This is a genomic window from uncultured Psychroserpens sp. (genome assembly GCF_947500255.1).
Classification (GTDB): domain Bacteria; phylum Bacteroidota; class Bacteroidia; order Flavobacteriales; family Flavobacteriaceae; genus Psychroserpens.
Genome location: NZ_CANMRL010000003.1, coordinates 496,214 through 516,689, shown reverse-complemented (window position 1 = coordinate 516,689; position 20,476 = coordinate 496,214). Strand labels below are relative to the sequence as shown.

22 protein-coding genes are annotated in these 20,476 nt (G+C 34.2%); 10 read left to right on the top strand and 12 right to left on the bottom strand.

Features of this window, described 5'->3' with window-relative positions; translation table 11 throughout:
* Nucleotides 1-8: 8 nt before the first annotated feature.
* Together Q0783_RS11800 and Q0783_RS11795 are read right to left on the bottom strand one after the other, a co-directional pair.
* Entirely contained in the window at nt 9-1,760 is a 1,752-nt protein-coding gene (locus tag Q0783_RS11800; RefSeq protein ID WP_298895382.1) for a T9SS type A sorting domain-containing protein, read from the bottom strand.
* Nucleotides 1,761-1,845: 85 nt separating this feature from the next.
* Nucleotides 1,846-2,790, bottom strand: coding sequence for a spondin domain-containing protein (locus Q0783_RS11795; protein WP_298895380.1), 945 nt, complete (start codon nt 2,788-2,790; stop codon nt 1,846-1,848).
* A gap of 90 nt (nt 2,791-2,880) precedes the next feature.
* Between Q0783_RS11795 and Q0783_RS11790 the strand changes: the two genes are divergently transcribed.
* The 7 genes from Q0783_RS11790 (at nt 2,881) to guaB (ending at nt 9,241) form a co-directional block, all read left to right on the top strand.
* A complete protein-coding gene (locus tag Q0783_RS11790; RefSeq protein WP_298895473.1) occupies nt 2,881-3,507 on the top strand; it encodes a LysE family translocator in 627 nt (208 codons plus the stop codon).
* A gap of 38 nt (nt 3,508-3,545) precedes the next feature.
* The gene (locus Q0783_RS11785; protein WP_298895378.1) at nt 3,546-4,409 is read left to right on the top strand and encodes a hydroxymethylglutaryl-CoA lyase; all 864 of its coding nucleotides are present in this window, start codon (nt 3,546-3,548) and stop codon (nt 4,407-4,409) included.
* Between the two features lie 175 nt (nt 4,410-4,584).
* Nucleotides 4,585-5,769 carry a hypothetical protein gene (locus Q0783_RS11780; protein ID WP_298895376.1) on the top strand — a complete coding sequence of 395 codons (1,185 nt, stop codon included), beginning with the start codon at nt 4,585-4,587 and terminating at the stop codon, nt 5,767-5,769.
* 109 nt (nt 5,770-5,878) lie between these two features.
* A complete protein-coding gene (locus Q0783_RS11775) occupies nt 5,879-6,406 on the top strand; it encodes an FMN-binding protein (protein WP_298895374.1) in 528 nt (175 codons plus the stop codon).
* Nucleotides 6,406-6,909: a hypothetical protein gene (locus tag Q0783_RS11770; protein ID WP_298895372.1), complete on the top strand. Its 504-nt coding sequence runs from the start codon at nt 6,406-6,408 to the stop codon at nt 6,907-6,909. The genes Q0783_RS11775 and Q0783_RS11770 overlap by 1 nt, the downstream gene beginning before the upstream one ends.
* A gap of 31 nt (nt 6,910-6,940) precedes the next feature.
* Entirely contained in the window at nt 6,941-7,444 is a 504-nt protein-coding gene (locus Q0783_RS11765) for a ferritin (RefSeq protein ID WP_298895370.1), read from the top strand.
* A 324-nt stretch (nt 7,445-7,768) separates the two neighbouring features.
* Nucleotides 7,769-9,241 carry an IMP dehydrogenase gene (guaB, locus tag Q0783_RS11760; RefSeq protein ID WP_298761688.1) on the top strand — a complete coding sequence of 491 codons (1,473 nt, stop codon included), beginning with the start codon at nt 7,769-7,771 and terminating at the stop codon, nt 9,239-9,241.
* 2 nt (nt 9,242-9,243) lie between these two features.
* Here the strand turns inward: guaB and Q0783_RS11755 are convergent, their stop codons facing one another.
* The 10 genes from Q0783_RS11755 to Q0783_RS11710 are packed head-to-tail and all read right to left on the bottom strand — an operon-like array spanning nt 9,244 to nt 16,311.
* Nucleotides 9,244-9,987 (bottom strand): hypothetical protein, encoded by a 744-nt coding sequence (locus Q0783_RS11755; RefSeq protein WP_298895366.1) that lies wholly within the window; start codon nt 9,985-9,987, stop codon nt 9,244-9,246.
* Nucleotides 9,988-10,047: 60 nt separating this feature from the next.
* Nucleotides 10,048-10,920, bottom strand: coding sequence for a ketopantoate reductase C-terminal domain-containing protein (locus tag Q0783_RS11750; RefSeq protein ID WP_298895364.1), 873 nt, complete (start codon nt 10,918-10,920; stop codon nt 10,048-10,050).
* Nucleotides 10,920-11,276, bottom strand: coding sequence for a VOC family protein (locus Q0783_RS11745; RefSeq protein ID WP_298895362.1), 357 nt, complete (start codon nt 11,274-11,276; stop codon nt 10,920-10,922). The genes Q0783_RS11750 and Q0783_RS11745 overlap by 1 nt, the downstream gene beginning before the upstream one ends.
* 11 nt (nt 11,277-11,287) lie before the next feature.
* Nucleotides 11,288-11,836: a mechanosensitive ion channel domain-containing protein gene (locus Q0783_RS11740; RefSeq protein WP_298895361.1), complete on the bottom strand. Its 549-nt coding sequence runs from the start codon at nt 11,834-11,836 to the stop codon at nt 11,288-11,290.
* Nucleotides 11,837-11,885: 49 nt separating this feature from the next.
* Entirely contained in the window at nt 11,886-12,836 is a 951-nt protein-coding gene (locus tag Q0783_RS11735) for a septum formation inhibitor Maf (protein WP_298895359.1), read from the bottom strand.
* Between the two features lie 40 nt (nt 12,837-12,876).
* Nucleotides 12,877-13,464 carry a Maf-like protein gene (locus tag Q0783_RS11730; protein ID WP_298895357.1) on the bottom strand — a complete coding sequence of 196 codons (588 nt, stop codon included), beginning with the start codon at nt 13,462-13,464 and terminating at the stop codon, nt 12,877-12,879.
* On the bottom strand, nt 13,457-14,386 hold the full coding sequence (locus tag Q0783_RS11725; protein ID WP_298895354.1) for a geranylgeranylglycerol-phosphate geranylgeranyltransferase: 930 nt from the start codon (nt 14,384-14,386) through the stop codon (nt 13,457-13,459). Before Q0783_RS11725 ends, Q0783_RS11730 begins: the two co-directional genes overlap by 8 nt.
* A gap of 35 nt (nt 14,387-14,421) precedes the next feature.
* On the bottom strand, nt 14,422-14,952 hold the full coding sequence (locus tag Q0783_RS11720; protein ID WP_298895352.1) for an HAD hydrolase family protein: 531 nt from the start codon (nt 14,950-14,952) through the stop codon (nt 14,422-14,424).
* Nucleotides 14,942-15,700, bottom strand: coding sequence for a Rossmann-like and DUF2520 domain-containing protein (locus Q0783_RS11715; RefSeq protein ID WP_298895350.1), 759 nt, complete (start codon nt 15,698-15,700; stop codon nt 14,942-14,944). Before Q0783_RS11715 ends, Q0783_RS11720 begins: the two co-directional genes overlap by 11 nt.
* A 20-nt stretch (nt 15,701-15,720) precedes the next feature.
* Nucleotides 15,721-16,311 carry a Crp/Fnr family transcriptional regulator gene (locus Q0783_RS11710; protein WP_298895348.1) on the bottom strand — a complete coding sequence of 197 codons (591 nt, stop codon included), beginning with the start codon at nt 16,309-16,311 and terminating at the stop codon, nt 15,721-15,723.
* A 74-nt stretch (nt 16,312-16,385) separates the two neighbouring features.
* Between Q0783_RS11710 and Q0783_RS11705 the strand changes: the two genes are divergently transcribed.
* The 3 genes from Q0783_RS11705 (at nt 16,386) to ccsA (ending at nt 20,467) form a co-directional block, all read left to right on the top strand.
* Nucleotides 16,386-16,670: a hypothetical protein gene (locus Q0783_RS11705; RefSeq protein ID WP_298895346.1), complete on the top strand. Its 285-nt coding sequence runs from the start codon at nt 16,386-16,388 to the stop codon at nt 16,668-16,670.
* 15 nt (nt 16,671-16,685) lie between these two features.
* On the top strand, nt 16,686-17,090 hold the full coding sequence (locus tag Q0783_RS11700) for a group III truncated hemoglobin (RefSeq protein ID WP_298895344.1): 405 nt from the start codon (nt 16,686-16,688) through the stop codon (nt 17,088-17,090).
* Nucleotides 17,091-17,188: 98 nt separating this feature from the next.
* Entirely contained in the window at nt 17,189-20,467 is a 3,279-nt protein-coding gene (gene ccsA / locus Q0783_RS11695) for a cytochrome c biogenesis protein CcsA (protein WP_298895342.1), read from the top strand.
* The last annotated feature ends 9 nt before the right edge of the window (nt 20,468-20,476 follow it).

The following is a 20,476-nucleotide window of genomic DNA, read 5'->3' as shown; positions in this document are numbered from 1 at the left end:
TCCATCTATTAATTCTTAATAAACGGAATCGTATTTGAATTTGTTCCTTTAGATACTTTTAAATAATATACACCTTCACTAAAGCTTTCTGTAGGAATACTTAAATCTGTTACTTGAGAAATAGTTTTAGTTGTGATTGTTTGACCTAATACATTGTAAATTGTATAAGTATCAGGTAAATCGTTAGTATTTGCCAGTTTAATATTTAAAATATCCTTAGTCGGATTAGGATAAACAGACATGGTATTATTATCAAAATAGTCGTCAACACTTAAAGCGTTGTTTGACATGTAAGTAATCTCTCCAAAACCGTAAGCACCACCTGTTACAATTGTACTACCTTCGAGTGTAGTCAAGGTATATGATCCAGCACCAGAGGCGCAACAAATACCATCGCCATAACCATCAATCATTTCAAATGTATAGCATTCATTTGCTGTTACAACAAAGTTTTCGGTAAAAGTTTGAAAGTCATCAGTACCTTCAATATAGGTCGGACTCGAATATAATATAGTTCCACTACTATCTTTTAAATTCCATGACGTTTCTGCAGGCCAATCATCGGTTACTAAGGTTAAGATGATTTCTGTTGTTGCAATGTCTTCACCACCAACTTCTATATATTCTTGATACACTTTAGTTAATGAACTCGATCCGTTTGATATGGTAAGCCTTACGTCGTAAGCACCAGAACTAGTATAGGTATGAGAAGGGTTTTGTGTTGTATAATCGATAATATCATCACCATCCACATCCCATTCCCAAGACGTAGCGCCAACACTATTATCTGTAAAATCAACATCTAATGAGTTGCTACAATCTCTTGTGAAATTTGAAGCGATGTCCACATTAAAACTCGGGCATGCCATTGCCGAACGTGATGCTTGATAAATTCCGTAAATTCTCGCGTACTGTTGTGGTGAAAATTCATCACGACACTCTTTACGAGAGTAAGACATAATATTTCTTGGTGCTGGAGTAAAGGTATCGCCATTGGCATCTGTATCATTTCCAGTATAATCGCAAAACGCAGATACATTACTGTAACCTAATCGTGGATCGGCTGGTGTATCACAAATAAAGTCACCGTCAGTATCACAGTTAGACCCATCTACTAATTCTGTAGTTTGAGTACTGTTACTTGGTCCGTGTGTATGTGATAGTGCAAAGAAATGTCCCACTTCATGTGGAAGCGTACTACCATTCATAGCACAATTATTATTCATAAGAATAACTTCTGGTCCACCAGGGAAATAAGCATAACCACAAAGGCCACTACCAGATGAGCTATTAACCACTGTATTTGCAAAATAGATATTGATCACATTATTGACATTATTGGCAGCTGTTAATGCAGCTTCCTCATTTGTTTCGTAATCAAAATAAGTTGAATTATCTATATAGTTGATACCATCACATAAAAAGAATTCTAATAGCGCATTCGCATAAAAAGCATTCATGTTTGCAATAGCATCGTTTAGCTGTGACGCTGTAAGTCCACCAGTTCCATCTGTATTTCTAATAATATGTGCTTTGATGGGGACAGAGCTAATTGCAGTTGAAGATCGTCTTAATGCAAGCTTTTGAAAATACTCTTCCTCATACTGTTTAACCTGAGGTAATATCTTTTTAAAATAGGACTCAGATTCTGGAGTAAATACGGTACCGCATTCCTCATCATGTTGAGCAACAGCATTGGTAATTGAACAAAAAATCGTTAAAAGTAAAAGCAACTTTTTAATTGGGGCTCCTTTTTTCATAACAAAATAGTAGGTTAAATATTGGCGTAAACATATCGAAAAATCGATTAAATACCAAATTTATAGACGAAATGCTCAATGTTTGTTAATTGATCACTACCTTTTTTGTTGACTCAGAACCATCTTTAAGAACTAATCTAACCAAATATATACCATCGTTTAATTCATTTAAATCCATACGTACTTGGTTGTCAGCGTTTTTGTTTTCTATTATAGACACCTGCTTTCCTAAGACATCGTAAACCATAGCTTCTTTTAACGGATTTGCATTTGTTGTGTTAATATTAAATATACCATCAGTAGATGGGTTAGGATAGATAACAGCTTTATTGATATCGGCCTCATCTACACTTAATACCTGATTTAAGCTAATAGTCATCGTACCAATTGGTTTATCATTAAATGGTCCTTGATTTATTAATACTGAAATAGGCTGAAAACTAGGAACTGTTGGTTGATTAGCAGCTGTATATGTCGCACCACTATCCGTACCAGCATCATATGGAAATAACTCTATGATAATTTCATTTCGCCAAGTATTTCCATCTCTTAGGTTAACACCATTAATAGCGATCATCCAATCTGGACTAGGCGCAATCATAGATACTAAACTTAATAAAGGATAATCAGAACTTACAACAATATCACTAAGTGTCGCAGAACTAATAGCAGCAAACGGAGAAAAGCTTTGTTGTAACCATTGATTAGCATCCCCATTAGCATTAACTTCAGTCATTAAAGCATCATTGGAACCAAATTCGGCAACATTTTTAACACCAACAGATGCTAATGTACCCATTTCAACAAGTGTATAGTTACTATTGTGCGTCGCACCTACAAGATCAGACCAGTGTGCATTTCCAGGAATTGTCATCGTGCTATTTCCTTTAACAGGATCTGCGGTTTCGGTTTCCCAATTACTGCTAAACGTAATGTCATAGCTTGCTGTAGATTGCGCAAAAGCTACTGTAGCAAAGAGTAGTAAAGTAATTGAGCATAAAGATTTTAAAGTAAAAGTAATTTTTTTCATAGTTAAATAGTTTTTTAAGCTATTTAAGTCGTAAGACTATACGTCTTACTTACATCAATTTTTAATTATTTTTATAAAAAAATTAACAGACTGAATTACGACCTACTCATATCATTTGCTTTAGCCACTTCTGCCTTAGCCATATCGCCTGGACCAGATAACATTTATGTCTTGATGCAGAGCATTGTCAATGGTAAAAAATTTGGGTTGGCCACTGTAGCAGGATTAATCTCAGGATGCTTAGTACACACCACATTAGTTGCTTTTGGTGTTTCGGCACTCATCAAAGAAAACGACACCTTATTCTTCATTATAAAGTTATTAGGCGCCTTGTATTTGCTATATCTAGCGTTTAAGATTTATAAGTCTAGTGATAAATTGAGTTTAGGTTCTGAACATATTCCGAAGAAAAGTTTGGGGCAATTATTTAAACAAGGTTTCATTATGAATGTACTCAATCCAAAAGTGTCTATTTTCTTTTTAGCGTTCTTTCCTGGATTTTTATTTAGTGATACGATGAGTACTGTGATTCAATTTTATGTATTGGGTTTACTTTTTATGTTCGTATCAACGATTATATTTTCAGGAATTGCTGTTTTGGCAGGTATCATTTCAGAATATATCAAACAGCACGAACGTATTGGAGTTTACCTTAAATGGTTACAAATCATTGTCTTTGTTGGTATTGCGGTTATCATTTTTACTTCGGAAAAATAACAACTTCAAAATCATCATAATTGCTATCTTTGGGCTAGATGAGCAAATCCGTTAAAATAATTGAATGTCCTCGTGATGCCATGCAAGGTATTAAGGACTTTATTCCTACTGAAAAGAAAGTACAATACATTCAATCGCTATTACGCGTCGGTTTTGATACGATAGATTTTGGAAGTTTTGTATCTCCAAAAGCGATTCCGCAAATGGTAGATACTGCTGAGGTTTTAGCTCAATTAGATTTAAGTGAAACCATAAGTAAGCTTCTTGCGATTATTGCAAATACTAGAGGAGCTACAGACGCTTGTAAACATCCAGAAATTGATTATTTGGGCTATCCGTTTTCTATATCTGAAAACTTTCAGATGCGTAATACTCATAAAACAATAGCACAATCTGTAGTTACGCTTTCCGAAATTTTAGAAATGGCTAATAAGTACAACAAAGAAGTGGTTGTTTATATTTCTATGGGGTTTGGAAATCCTTATGGTGACCCATGGGATGTGGATATTGTAGGAGAGTGGACAGAACGTTTGAGTAAAATGGGAGTGAAGATACTATCATTGAGTGATACGATTGGGAGTTCTAATCCTGAAAGTATTGATTATTTGTTCTCTAATTTAATTCCGAAATATCCAGATATCGAATTTGGTGCACATTTGCATACCACTCCTACGACATGGTTCGAAAAAATAGATGCAGCCTATAAAGCAGGATGTAGACGCTTTGATGGAGCAATACAAGGTTTTGGAGGTTGCCCAATGGCTAAAGATGAGCTTACAGGTAATATGCCAACAGAGAAGGTGCTATCTTACTTCACATCTAAAAAGAATAACAATCTCAATGCGATGAGTTTTGAAAGTGCGTATAATGAAGCAACCAAAATCTTTACGACTTACCATTAAATTGTCTCCCAATATATTTTTTGTTTTATTCTAATTAACACGTTTTCAATGTGTTGTTTTTTTAACCTCATTTTTATTTAAAATTAATCTAAATAAACTTTGCGTAAATAATATTCTATTCTATTTTTGCAATCAGAAATCAATAACTATTTATATTAAGTCTAAATAAAAACAAATGAATAAATTTTTTACTTTTCTTTTAATTTTAATCAGCGCAACAGCTATAGCACAAGTTACTCCAACGTCTCAAGATAGCATCACTTTTAACCCACAACAACAGTTAAATGCAGCGCAACGTATTTTATCTGGTAATTATGGAAAAGCCGTTACGGTTGGTGCGTATGGTGAAATTACCTATAACCAACCAGAAGGTAATAATGGAGAATTAGATGTACAACGTCTAGTGTTATTATTTGGTTATCGATTTAACGATAAAACACAATTTGTTACTGAAGTTGAAATGGAGCATGTAGAAGAGATTTTTGTTGAACAAGCCTTTGTAAATTATGCTGTAGGTGATAATATTAGTTTACGTGGAGGACTAATGTTGGTACCAATGGGAATTGTAAATGAATATCATGAACCTACAACTTTTAATGGTGTTGAACGCCCAGCTGTTGATAATGCGATTGTTCCAACAACATGGAGAGAAATTGGTGTAGGTGTTACAGGTCGTTTACCTGAGCAATCATTGACTTACCAAGCTTATATTTTTAACGGATTTAAATCTACTGTAAATGAAGATGGTGAAGTAACCGGATTTTTAAAAGGAAGTAACGGTTTACGTGGCGGACGTCAAAAGGCAATTAAATCTACTGTTGATAGTCCTACACTATCTACTAAAATTGAATATTACGGTTTGCCTGGTTTACGTTTAGGATTGTCAGGATATTTTGGAAAAACGCAAGCTGCTGATGATGTAGAAGATATCGACGGTGCTAATATTGGTGTTTCAATGGTAGGTTTTGATGCACGTTATGCCTTTAGAAGATTTGCTGCTCGTGGCCAATTTATTTATGCATCTCTAAGTGATACAGAAGCTTATAATAATTTAACTGATAGGGATTTAGGTAGTGCTTTAATGGGGTATTATGCAGAGGTGTCTTATAACTTACTGCCTTTAACAAAAGCTCAGCGTTTATTTGCATTTGCGCGATTTGAAAATTATGATACACATGCAGATACAGATGGAGACTTAGTAAGAAACGATGCATTTAATAGAACAGATATTACTACAGGTTTAAGTTACCATATAGCGCCTGGAGTTGTATTAAAAGGTGATTATCAATTTAGAAGTAATGCGCTAGATAATAGTGATGTTGATAATAGATTAAATTTTGGTATCGGTGTCTGGTTCTAATAAAAAATAAAATTTGAGTGTCTCATAGCTAATGTTGAAAGTATAATATCACATTGGCTATTTGGCATTTTAATTGTTTTAACGATTATATAATTAATACTTTTGTAACATGAATTTGAGACATATCTTCATCTTAGTTTTATCCATGTTTTTTTTGTCTTTCGGATTACCTGAAAAGATTAAAAAAAAGGTGTTCAAAGAGATTAAATCAACATACGATGTTGAAAAATTTGAATTTTCAGCATTCAAAATTTCTGACACTGTTGTAAAAGAATTACCATCCAAGTTTGAAACTGATAACTTTTTTGAAATTAAATCTGCAGATAAAAGAATTGGTTTTGCATATGTGGCCAAAGCGCCCAGTAAAACAGCTCAGTTTGATTACCTTATTTTATTAGACAGCGATCTCATAGTAAAGAAGGCTAAAGTACTTATTTATAGAGAAGAATATGGAGGAGAAATTGGTAGTAAACGATGGTTGAGACAATTTATAGGTAAAACACCCGAAGATGAACTCAAGTATGAACAAGATATTGTTGCTATATCTGGTGCTACAATTTCTGTTCGTTCAATGACATCTGCAGTAAATGATGTATTGAGGTCTTTAAAAATGCTTCAATCTAAAAACATTCTGTAATGAAGTTCAACGGAATGCTTTATACTTTTCCTAAGGAAATAAAATTACTAATTGCATCATTTATTATTGTTTTAAGTGTAGGGTTTTACACAGGTCTATTATTTGTAGGAGAGACGTCTTCTGCCAATCCAAATGGTATAGAAGAACAATATTTAGGTAACGAGGATGATGAAGATGCAACTGTGATGAAGTTCAAAAAAAATGAGCAACAAATGCTCACATTAGTGCATGGGCATATATTATCAATGTCCATTATTTTCTTTTTGGTAGGCCTTATTTTGAGTACTACAAAGCTTTCAAAAAAATTAAAAGCAATTTTAATTGTAGAGCCATTTATTTCAGTTTTGCTAACCTTTGGTGGTATTTATTTTCTATGGAAAGGTATCCTCTGGATGAAATATATTGTAATGATTTCAGGAACTTTGATGACCTTAACCTATACCACTTCTGTACTTATAATTCTCTATCAATTAATTAAGTCGAAGAAAGTGCTTCAAACATAAATTCCTATCTTCGTAAAAAATAGCTTTCACAATGAATACAACGATAGAAAACTTATTAAACAACCAAATCAAATATGAGGCACAAGCTTCGATGCAATATTTAGCTATGGCCTCTTGGGCAGATGCCGAAGGGTATAATGGTGTAGCAGATTTCTTTTACAGTCAATCAGAAGAAGAACGTCTGCACATGACCAAACTTATAAAATTTGTCAATGAAAGAGGTGGTAATGTCATTATTCCAGAACTCGATAAACCTAAACCTGTATTTAGCGGACTTAACGAACTTTTTGAAAAGTTTTTAGAAAGTGAAATGTTTGTAACAGAGCAAATCAATCATGTGATTTATGAGTGTTTACAACATAAAGATTATAACGTCCATAATTTCATGCAATGGTATGTTACTGAGCAATTGGAAGAAGAAGCTATGGCTAGAACTTTATTAGATAAACTTAATATAATTGGAACTGATAAATCAGGTCATTATTTATTTGATCGTGATATCAATACCATAGCAGCAGCTCATGAAAATGAATAGTGCTATCTGTTAATAACTTAATGAATTAAGATGCCTTTTTTGGCATCTTTTTTTATAAATTTGCATTTATTTAGAATAAATTAAAATAATGCAAGACGAATTAACCTTAGAGAGTTCTCCAATTATTATCACTTCATGTATCATGTACTGTGAGGTCAATAAGAAGTCTAAATGCTGTAAAAAGTATAAGAAAAAGGGCAAGACCAACTGCAAGCGTTGCCCTAGAATTTAATAAAACGCCTTTCCCTTAAGATTTAATAAAGTCTTAATACTATTCTCTATTTAAATTGTATATTTGCATGCAATTATAACCGTAATTGCATCATGACAGCACACGAAAACAAAATTGTTGGAGAAGGTCTTACTTATGACGACGTACTCTTAGTTCCAGCATTTTCCGAAGTTTTACCAAGAGAAGTTAATATTCAAACCAAATTCACGCGTAACATCACCATAAACATTCCTGTGGTTTCTGCAGCTATGGATACTGTTACCGAAAGTAAAATGGCCATTGCTATGGCACAAGAAGGTGGTATTGGTGTGCTTCACAAAAATATGACTATTGATCAGCAAGCCCAGAAAGTACGTAAGGTTAAGCGTGCAGAAAGTGGTATGATTATAGATCCAGTAACACTACCATTAACTGCTAAGGTTATAGATGCTAAACAAAGTATGGCCGAACATAAGATTGGTGGTATTCCAATTGTTGATGATAATGGTAAATTAAAGGGTATTGTTACTAATCGTGATTTACGTTTTGAGCATGCTAATGAAAGACCAATTGTTGAGGTTATGACAAGTGAGAACTTAGTAACATCTGCAGTTGGAACGTCTTTAAAAGATGCTGAAGAGATTCTTCAGAAAAATAAAATTGAAAAATTATTAATTGTAGATGATAACTATAAACTCGTAGGTCTTATCACCTTTAGAGACATTACTAAAGTCACTCAAAAACCAAATGCTAATAAGGATTCTTACGGAAGATTACGTGTCGCAGCAGCTATTGGAGTTACTGGCGACGCTGTAGATAGAGCTTCGGCCTTGGTGAAAGCTGGTGTTGATGCTGTGATTATTGATACAGCTCACGGACATACAAAAGGTGTGGTTACGGTACTTAAAGATATCAAAGCAAAATTTCCAAATCTTGAAGTTATCGTTGGGAACATAGCCACAGGAGAAGCGGCCAAATATTTAGTTGAAGCAGGAGCTGATGCTGTTAAAGTTGGTATAGGGCCAGGCTCTATTTGCACCACTAGAGTTGTTGCTGGTGTTGGATTCCCGCAGTTTTCGGCAGTATTAGAAGTTGCTGCAGCCATTAAAGGATCTGGTGTACCAGTGATTGCCGATGGTGGTATACGTTATACTGGTGATATCCCTAAAGCAATTGCCGCTGGAGCAGATAGTGTGATGCTAGGTTCATTATTAGCCGGAACAAAAGAGAGTCCGGGAGAAACGATTATTTACGAAGGACGTAAGTTTAAATCGTATCGTGGTATGGGTTCAGTTGAAGCCATGAAGCAAGGTAGTAAGGATCGTTATTTCCAAGATGTTGAAGATGATATCAAAAAATTAGTACCTGAAGGTATCGTAGGTCGCGTGCCTTACAAAGGTGAGTTGTATGAAAGTATTCATCAATTTGTTGGCGGATTAAGAGCTGGAATGGGCTATTGTGGTGCCAAAGATATTGCTACTTTAAAAGACACTGGACGCTTTGTGAAAATAACGGCTTCTGGTATTAATGAAAGTCATCCGCATGATGTTGCGATTACTAAAGAAGCACCTAACTATTCGAGATAATATTATTTGAATATATAGTGTCCTTCTTCTGAAACCTCTATCGTGGGAACCGTTCTGTTGGTTTCAAAATAAGTATAACCTTCTTTTAAATTGTTCCAAAATTTTGAATGGTTACCAGAAATGGATGTGTCTTTAATATGTTTTTCGTAATTGTCTTCACTTAGATAGAATGGAAATATATGAACAGGAATGCTGGTTTGTCCACCATTTTTTGCTTCTACAGATAAAATATAGAGTTCTTCGATCCAATCATCTGTTATTGGTATGCAGCCCACAGAAAAACAAGAACCATGTATAAAAATATCACCACCTAATCGACTATGATTAGACTTGATTTTATCGGAAGCGTTTGGGTAATTTATACCTAATGATAAATGAAAGTTACTTTCAGGATTAAACCTATCAATAACATAAAAGCCTTCAGGGATTTGATAATCGCCTTGTTGACGTTTTGGCCCTAAACCTCCAGAACTAAAGCAAAACGGATATGAGGTAATTAATTTATAGGTAACATCTGTTTTTTCTTTAGCCCAAACTTCTATTTTTTCTTCAAGTTTGAACGCTCTAATATAGATTTCAGCATTAGAAATATTATGGGATTTGAGTAGTTTACTAATGCATTTAGATTTGTCTTTGTATGCTTGTTTAACTCTAGGATACTTTAATTGTGCTTCCTTAAAACTTAATTGAGTTGAAAATGATGATATAATAAAGCAAGTGATAAGAACAGTGATAGTTTTTTTCATTATGATAAGTTAGGTTCTAATCATAACGTGAGTGCAACATCCTTTATTATACGTATTTATTTAAGACAATGCTCTAATAATCATATCATTTATTGGAGTGTTGATCTGATATGTTTTACCTAATTGTGAGATGATACCATTTTTGGCACCTAGTTCTATAGGTTTACAATTGCGCATATCGGTAAGCATAGAACTTCCTTTTGCGTCGGGATAGTTCATTAATTTGTTTAGCATTTGATTAGTAAAACGGTTATCTATAAGAGCTCCATCAGCTTTTGCAACTTGTATGCTTTCGTTCATTAGCTCTCTATAGTCATGCTGTAGCTTTTCAGATTTAAAAATATGGCAAGTATCATTATGTAAACATAATAAAGCTCCAAGTGTGGCACTTTCACATAGCTTTTTCCAGCTCTCGGTTTTGAAATCTTCAACTTGGGTTATGGTGAGTTTAGAATGCTTAAAGCATAATTCAAATGCACTAGCCAAATCACTTTGAGGAACAGTTAGAATAGGTGTGTTTAAATTTTGATAAAACCCTTCATTACTAAGTTGTGTCGGCGCATCAATCATACATTCTAAAATATGGTGATCATCTGTAAACGCTAATAGTGGACGCTTAAGTTGAAGTCCGTTTCTAATCACAGCAATTCTCGTATGGGGCTGTATAAGTTTTGGAAACCAATCTTTTGCGTTTTGATATTGATGTTCTTTTAGACAAATGATTAGCCAATCTAAATGTATTGGTTTTGAGATTGTAGTTTTTATATCTACAGGTAGTTCATGGCGACGATCTTCAGAAATTAGTTTTAAATGAGTGCGTGATGTTCTGCTGAAATAGAACAGCTCATTTAAATTGTTTTGTAGTAGTTGATAGGCAATAACCGTTCCGATGGCTCCAATCCCTAATATGCCTATCTGTTGTTTTGAATTCATTATTCAGCTTCAGGTTCACTCCAAATAGCGAGTTCATTTCCCGAAGGATCTAAGAAATGAAACCGTCTGCCTCCAGGGAAAGAGAAGATATCTACCGAAATTTTCCCACCACAGGCAATGACTTTATCTTTAATTGCTTCTAGATCTTTATGATACAAAACAACTAAACCACCATTAACGATGTCTTCATCTGTTAACTGAAAACCACCATCGAGTCCACTATCAGCAAACGCCGTATATCCAGATCCATAATCGGTAAACGTCCAGCCAAAAGCTTCAGTGTAGAATGCTTTAATACGTTCAAGGTTCTTAGCTTTTAACTCTACATAGTTTATATGGTTATTTTTTGCACTCATAATTTTAATTATTAAATATAATCACTTCCATCATCCTCTATACTCTCAAAAGCATCTTTTTCTACTAAAGTAATTGCTTTTTGCAAGAGCAGATTATTTGGATAGGTGACCAAATTACCATTGTCTTTTCTTAAATGAATTTGAAACGAGCGAATATCTTCAATGATAGCTTCAATTTCGTAGTCTTTATCATGTATTTTTATTTTATCTCCAATCTTATATGGAAATGAAAAGAACATTATTATTCCAGAAGTGACATTACTTAATATGGACCAAATGGCAAATAATCCAATCCCAATAACGGCAAAAACCGATGAAAAGACTAAGGCTAGATCACTAGTACTTACGCCTAAAATAAAAGCTTCGATTAAGATCGCTATAAACAAAAATGAAATGGTTATATAACGTCCAACAAGTTTTGCACGTCCAACATGAATTTTTTTAGAATTTCCAATAACCCTAACAACTAATCGAGCTATTAATTGAATAATAAAGAAAATACCAAATACAATACATGAATTTATAATTTGCGTATTGTAGGTAGAAAAAAACTCTGACATAATTTTTGGTTTACCATTACAAAGATATAATAGTTCAACCTTGTATGCGCTATTCTAAACTAAGATCTTTTCTTAAATCACTATCAGTATTTGAATTCTTACTCCAATAAGGTGATTTGATCGTTTTTAGTTTTGTAGCAGTTGTAGTTAGCGTTTTCGCATTAATACCATAACCATCTTTGTATGTCTCTTCCCATCCTAATACATCATATGGGAATTGTGCATTAAAGTTAATTGCTAATGTACGGTTGAGCTCTGGATAGAAGATGCTATAAACACCATTTTTAAGTTCGGCAGTGGCATTATAAGCTTTAAGTTCTATATGTTTTAATCTCACATATTCTAGAGATGGAATGACTTTTAAATTTCCAACCGGTAAACTTTCAGGATCTAGTCTAAGTTGTGTCCATAATTCATTTTCTAGTATCGCTTTATCTAGTTTTAGATCTTGATCGGCCTCACTCTCAAAATAACTATGCGACTTGATTTCAAACAAATCTCTATTATTTAATTGCGAGTACACATGACCACACCACTCTTGAACAGAGCAGCTTAATTTAATGGCGTGTTTCGTATTGCTCACAGGATAAAATGTGGATTGCATAATGGAATACGGATATATCCCTGTGTTGAATTTTTTAGTCGCATTGAGTTTTAATATACTTGTATTGCTTTTACTATATCTATCAGCTTTGACCTGTTTTCCTGGAAGGAAATCTTCAGTAACGTAGACTAAAACGGCTGTACCGTTTCTAAGTTCTCCATATCGTGCTTGCTCTAACTTATAGGATGATATTTCAGCTTCCCCAGCATACCAGTAGTTTTTAAAATCTTCAGATTGTTCGAAAGGTGATGTTGTAGGTAATTTTTCCGAAGACACTAGAGTTTCAGTTCGTAAAGCTTGGTCTGTATGTGTTTTTTTTTCACCGCAAGACATCAATGTTCCGAAGAAAAGAACAGTAATACATACGGGAATTTCTAATTTGAATATCTTGATCATGACTATAATTTTACGTTATTATAAAATTACAACCGAAATTTTACAAAACCATGCTGTTTAACGTTTTATAAACGAGGTGTGTAGGCAAACCAACGACATTAGTATATGAACCTTCTATGTTGGTAATACCTATTTGACCAATCCATTCTTGAATACCATAAGCACCAGCTTTATCAAATGGTTTGTATGTATCTATATAATAATTGATCTCACTTTCAGAAAGAGCTTTAAATGTGACTTTGGTAATAGCATTCACTGTTTTTTGAGAATTCGCCATGGTAAAACATACCGATGTAATAACCTCATGAGACGTGTCACTCATAGAAGATAACATGTTAAACGCATCGTCGTGATTTCTCGGTTTACCAAGAGCTGTATCATTATGCCAAACAATAGTATCACTAGTTATGAGGATATCATTATCATTTAACTCATCTTTAAATGGTAATGATTTAAGCTGTGCCAGATAATCACTAATTTCAAAGTGATGTAATCGGTTTGGATATTCCTCTTTTACCGGTTTTAATCGAATTTCAAAAGTGAGTCCTAAATCTTTAAAAAATTGCTGACGCCTAGGAGAACCTGATGCCAGAATAATATTAAAGTTATTTAGTTTTGTGTTAAGCATTGCCGTTTAAATTAATAATAAAAGGATAGAGAAGCAAAGATAAGATGCCAAAGAGCATTATTAATTTATAAATAGTACTAATATGTTTGTAATGATGTTGATGTTCTGCTCCAAAAATCTTAATTGTTGCATAAATAAGAGGCGCAATGATGCATAGTAAAAAATAGCCAATAGCTACCTGATATTGATACAGATACGTGATCACAAAATAGATAACAGCACCAATAGGAATCATACTAACAGCAAAAGCAATTTTTGTAGCTCGATCTCGACCTAAAGCAATAGGTAAGGTATTCATACCTGCTTTATAATCACCATCTACATCCTGAATATCTTTAATGATTTCCCTAATCAAATTAATTAGAAATGCAAAAATGGCATAGTCGATTAACTTATCTAAAAATGGAGATAAGAGGGGTTTGTTCTCTGGAACCATAACGGGTAATATATCGAATATACCAACCACAAGTAAACTCATAGCGACCAAAAATGAAATGAGAATATTTCCAAAAAGCACTGTGCCTTTTAAATAAGAGGCATACATATAAAGAGCGATTGAAATCATGACAAATATTGAAAAGAATGAACTTTTCCCGACACTATGTGATAAATAAAGGCTTAATAGTATACCAATAATGTTTAATGCGAAAAACAGATTATAAGCGAGCTTTTCTGATATTTGCTTTCCAATAAGAACCTTATCGGGTTTGTTAATTGTATCGGTTTCGACATCGTAAATGTCATTAATGATATTTCCGGCTGCTGCAATACAAATAGTGGCAATAACTAGAATTATAAAATGTAAGGTATCAAGAGCTGTAAGGGCATTAAAATGTTCAAAAAAAGCATATTTAATAAGGACTTGCGCTATGATAATCATGACCAAGTTTTGCCAGCGAATAAGATTTAAAATGCTTTGCATTAAAGAGTAGAGGTATGGTTAGTTGTGTTGTTTAATTAATCGTATTTCGCATCAAAGTTTCCGTCCCATTTGCCTTGAACTTTCATGACTTGCTCGATGATATCTCTAACAGCACCTTTTCCACCATTTTTATGAGAAATGTATTGACTAATACCTTTGACTTCAATGGCAGCGTCTTGTGGGCAACACGCTAAACCTACTAATTTCATTACAGGAATATCAGGAATATCATCACCCATATACAACACATTTTTTGTGTCAATATTGTTTTGCGATAGATAGTCGTTAAATTGATTAACCTTTTGGTGTGCTCCTAAATAAATATCTGTAATACCTAAACCTTCCAAACGTTTTTGAACACCTAGGTTACTACCACCAGAAATAATACATATCTTAAATCCAGCATCTTTAGCAGTTTTAAGGGCATAACCGTCTTTAATATTCATGCGTCTCAGCATGTCTCCATTAGTCATAACGGTTACAGTACCATCGGTAAGAACACCATCAACATCAAAAATGAAAGTGCTTATATCTTCTAAGTATTCTTTATAACTTTTATCGTCCATGTGTGTTTTTTATTGAAGCGGTTAATAGCTTGTATAGATCTTTATGGTGTTCGTTATCAAGTAACTTTAAATGCCGCTTGATTGTTTTTTTATCGTTGCGTTTTGCCGGACCAGTTTGTGCCTTATAAGGTGAATGGTCTTGTACTTTGTTAGCTGTCTCTAGTATAAGTGGTTTTAGTAAATCAAACTCTGCTCCTTGTGATTCTGTAATTTCATGGGCGACGCGATACAACTGATTCGTAAAATTATTGACAAACACAGCAGCTAGATGCAAGGCTGCGCGTTGGTCACTGTTAACACGTTTTGTAATGGTACTTATAGCTGTTGCCAGATTTTTAAGTGCCATATAATCTTTCTTCATTAAGGTTTCTAAACAAATTGGTACTTGAGTGAAATCAATACTAGCCGATTTAGAAAAGGTTTGTAATGGATAAAACACACCACGTCTGTTCTTTTTATCCAGATCATAAGCGCTTACACTTCCAGAAGTGTGAACAACAAAACGATTTTCAAAGGGTAGTTGTTCAGAAAGTTCTGCAATGGCATCATCGCTAACCGCAATAATGTAGATATCTGCTTCAACAAGCTGATTCAGGTCATCTGTAATAGCAACGTCTGTTTTATATGCTTCTAAAGACTTGATATGTCGATTATAACGTTGCTTAACGCTAACGGTTTCCGAAGAAACAAATGCTTTATATAAATGATGAGCAACATTACCTGCTCCTAAAATCACTACTGAAATCATGCTGCTAAAATAAGGATAATTTAGAGATATACTTTTCGGTCTCGTATACTTAATTTATTGTTTTTTTCTAGTTTCTTTATGGATCTAATAACCGTTTCAACACGCAAACCTGTAAGATTTGAAATATCTTGTCTGGTCAACTCGACTTCATAGTCCTGCATCTCATTTCCGAAGTTGTTTTTTAAGTGCTCAAGTAAAGTCATGATGCGATGTTCTGGAGGATGAATAGACACTTCTTTCATGATTTTGGCTTTATATATCATACGCTTACAAAGCAATTTTGTAAAGTTTAAGTGAATATCTGGATGCGCTTTAAGTAAATCAAAGAATGTGTCTTTTGGTAAAATGTAAATGGAAGAATCTTGCACACATAATGCTGTAGCTGGATACTTAAAATCACCAAACAAAGGCGGCTCACCAAAAGCATTGCCATCGTAAAAAATACCTTGAGCAAACTCTTTACCGTCTTCAGATAGATTGATCATTTTTACGCTTCCCGAATTAATTTGATAGTAAAATCTCGGCGTATCTAATTCTTCAAAAATAGTAGCGTCTTTAGTGTACGTTTTGAGCTTAGCGTTATAAGTTTCTAATAATTCTACAGGGATCATAGGCTTATGATTTCAATCATAAAAGAACAAAGATAATTGTAACAATTTTGTGTCAACAATTTAAACAAAAAAAGATGACACTTTACAACAAATGGTTAACAGATTTTAAAGAGAATTTAATCTTGTATGTTCCTCTTAGTATCATTTTGCAGAGTTGTTTAGGTTCTATCTCTATTTTCTATTTAACACAAATGCCTTACAGTACAAGTTCATTAATTAGAGTTACCTTATGTACTATTGTTTGTATGTGTTATAATGCTTCCATTATGGCACAATTAAAGAAGAAATGGATCTTTAATTTGCTCATCATTAGTTTGGTAACTAACATTGTATTACTACTTACATATCCTGTATTATAAATACTATCTTTGATTATGGCACAGAAAGACATTCATACGAGAGACGATATATTTTTATTGGTAACTACGTTTTATGAAAAAGTAAGAGCGAATGATGTATTAGGACCTTTTTTTAATGATACGATAAAGGATTGGGATGCACACTTACAGCGATTAACAACTTTTTGGGAAACGAGTTTATTTATGACTCGAAAGCTCGAAGAGAAATACTATGGCAATCCATTAGAAGTGCACATAAAGGTAGATCAACAATTTGATAATAGCATTACAGAACTTCATTTTGGTATCTGGCTCAACCTTTGGTATGAGACTTTAGATGAACTGTTTACTGGTGAAGTTACCGAGAATGCCAAACGCAGATCTAGAAAAATGGGAACTTTTATATATCTCAAAATTTTTGAAGCTAGACAGGCTAATTAATGCTTGTTTTTATTTAACACATTTTTGGTGTCAATTCTCCAAGTCTAAACGAACTAAATTGGTTATCTTTGCACAACAAAAAAATAAGCCTTCTTGCTATGCAAAAGAAACTTGCTAACATTCTCTTTTCTACACGTCTTACTGGTATTTTATTTATTGTTTATGCTGTTGCTATGATAACAGGTACGTTTTTAGACGCTGGTCAAGAAACATCGCCAACACCATATACAAGACATTACATTTATAATGCCTGGTGGTTTGAAGCCATTATGGTACTTTTTATGATTAATTTCATCGGAAATATCTTTAGATACAGACTACTCAGAAAAGAAAAATGGGCAACACTAATCTTACATTTAGCGTTTATTTTTATTCTGATAGGTGCCGGAATTACAAGATATATAGGTTTTGAAGGGTGGATGCCAATTAGAGAAGGGGAAACTCAAAACACCTACCTCACACGAGATATTTACATCACAGCATTTGTTGATGGTGATCTGGTTGTTGACGGACAACAGCAACGTCGTGTGGAACAAGAGCGTGTTGACTTTTCAGAACGTTTAGATAATGATTTTGAGATCAATACTGATTACAATGGCACGCCAGTTTCTATTAAAGTGAAGAAGTTTGTCAAAGATGCCGAATTAGATATCATTCCAGGAGATGAAGGTGATCGTTACTTAAAATTAGTAGAAGCGGGTAATGAAGCATCTCATAGTCATTTTATAAAAGATGGCGATGAAGCACTCATTCATAATGTGGCTTTTACGTTGAATAATCCTAAGAATGGTGCAATTAATATTACGACGCAAGGCAACCAAATTTTTATAGAGTCTCCTTTTGAAGGCGACTACATGACCATGGCAACTCAGGCCACAGGGAAACTCATTAAAGATTCGATACAGCCATTAGCCTTGAGATCACGTTATCAAATTGGTAATATGGCTATGGTATTTCCAAATCCAGTCATGCAAGGAAAATTTGGTGTAGTTAAAAAATCTCAACTATTAAGAAGTAGAGAAGATGGCATCGTTGTCGATGTCACAGCTAATGGCGAAACCAAAACCTTAAACCTTTTAGGCGGACAATACGTTAATGGCCGATTTGAGCAAGTAAATCTTGGTGGTTTAGATGTTGCTGTAAAGTATGGATCTATTGTTAAAGAATTACCATTCAGTATAAAACTCAACGATTTTATAGCCGAACGTTATCCTGGTACAGAAGATAACTTTTCAGCATTTGCTAGTGAAGTCACTGTTGAGAAACCAAATGAAGAGGCTTATGATTACCACATCTTCATGAATAATATCTTAGATGAAGGTGGCTATCGTTTCTTTCAGGCGAGTTTTTATCCCGATGAAAAAGGAACTAAGCTTTCAGTAAACCATGATCAATGGGGAACTTGGGTGACTTATTTTGGATACATGCTTTTATACTTTGGCTTAATGGCGATTTTATTTGATCGTAATACGCGCTTCGCAGATTTAAAGAAAAAGCTGAGAAAAGTAAAAGAAGAGAGGTCTAAGATGCTTACAGTGGCCTTACTCTGTTTTGGATTATTTGGTTTTGCACAAGAGGAACATTCGGAACACGATGGTCATGATCATGGTCCAAGTACAACAAATACACAAACGAAAATACAACGTCCAACAAAAGCTACTATTGATTCTGTAATTAGAGCTAATATTGCACCTAAAGCACATTCTGATCAATTTGGAGAATTAGTGATACAGGATTATAGCGGGAGAATGATGCCAATGAATACCTTTGCTTCTGAAGTACTTCGTAAGCTAAGTAAGAGCGATCACTACGAAGAGTTTGATGCGAATCAGGTGTTACTATCCATGCAGGAAAGTCCGTTATTTTGGTATAACGTTCCAATTATCTATTTACCAAAACGAAAAGGAGATTCGATTAGAAATATCATTGGTGTTTCAAAAGATAAAAAGTATGTATCGATTACCGATTTTCTAACAGACGATGGTCGCAATAAGCTCGGGCCTTACCTCGAAGAAGCCTACGCGGCTGAAGTGCCTAACGGTTTTCAGAAAGAATTCAAGGAAGCCTATGATCGTATGAGTTTGTTATTTAACACACTTGATGGTCGTTCGATTAAAATATTTCCTATTCCTGGTGATGAGAAGAATACATGGATCTCGCCAGTAGAATATAATGAACAGTACAAATCTCAAATTAAAGATTCTATCTACGGAAAATATATCCAAAACAGTTTTGGTTTCTATTTAGGGGAACTCTATAAGGCCAAACAATCTGGAAACTTTGAGTTGGCGGATAAATTATTGATCGGATTTAAAAGTAGTCAGTCCAAATTAGGTAGTGAAGTCATGTTAACCGATGACAAGATAAAAACAGAGATATTATACAATAAGTATGACATCTTTAAGAAGTTATTTAGCTGGTACATGTATGCTGGTACTGTATTGTTCATTTTAATAATTGTTCAAATATTTAGTAGCAAGAGCAAGTTTGTTGATGTTAGTGTTAAAGTATTAGGTTATACTATTTTAGGATTGTTCTTATTACATACTGCAGGTTTAATTGTACGTTGGTATATCTCAGGGCATGCACCTTGGAGTGATGCTTATGAATCGATGATTTACGTGGCATGGGCTACAATGTTGTTTGGCTTACTATTGTCCAATTCTGTAAGCTCTAATTTTATTTCCATTCTTAAAGGCATTTTTTTGGGAAAAAATACGTCGTATTTAACGACCGCAGCTGGAGCATTCGTGACTTCTATGATCTTAATGGTTGCTCATTGGAACTGGATGGATCCTGCTATTGCGAACCTACAACCTGTTTTAGATAGCTACTGGTTAATGATTCACGTTGCTGTAATTGTAGCGAGTTATGGACCATTTGCTTTAGGAATGATTCTAGGAATAACAGTATTACTACTTATGGCTTTTACTACAAGTTCTAATAAGGACAAAATGTTACTCAATATTAAAGAACTTACCATTATAAATGAAATGGCCTTAACAGTTGGTTTGGTGATGTTAACCATTGGAAACTTCCTTGGAGGTATGTGGGCCAATGAAAGTTGGGGACGCTATTGGGGCTGGGACCCAAAAGAAACTTGGGCATTAATTAGTATTATGGCTTATGCGTTTGTGATTCATATGCGATTAATCCCTGGACTTCGTGGTCGTTACGGATTTAATCTCGCATCAATCATTTCATTTTCATTTATATTGTTTACCTATTTTGGTGTGAATTTCTACCTCTCTGGACTGCATTCGTACCAAAGCGGACAACAAATCTTAAGTTATCAATATATTGCCATTGCAGTAGGTGTAGTTGCACTTCTTGGATTCTTAGCGTACCGCAAATACGCAAAGTATTACAGAAAATAAATAGGGTTT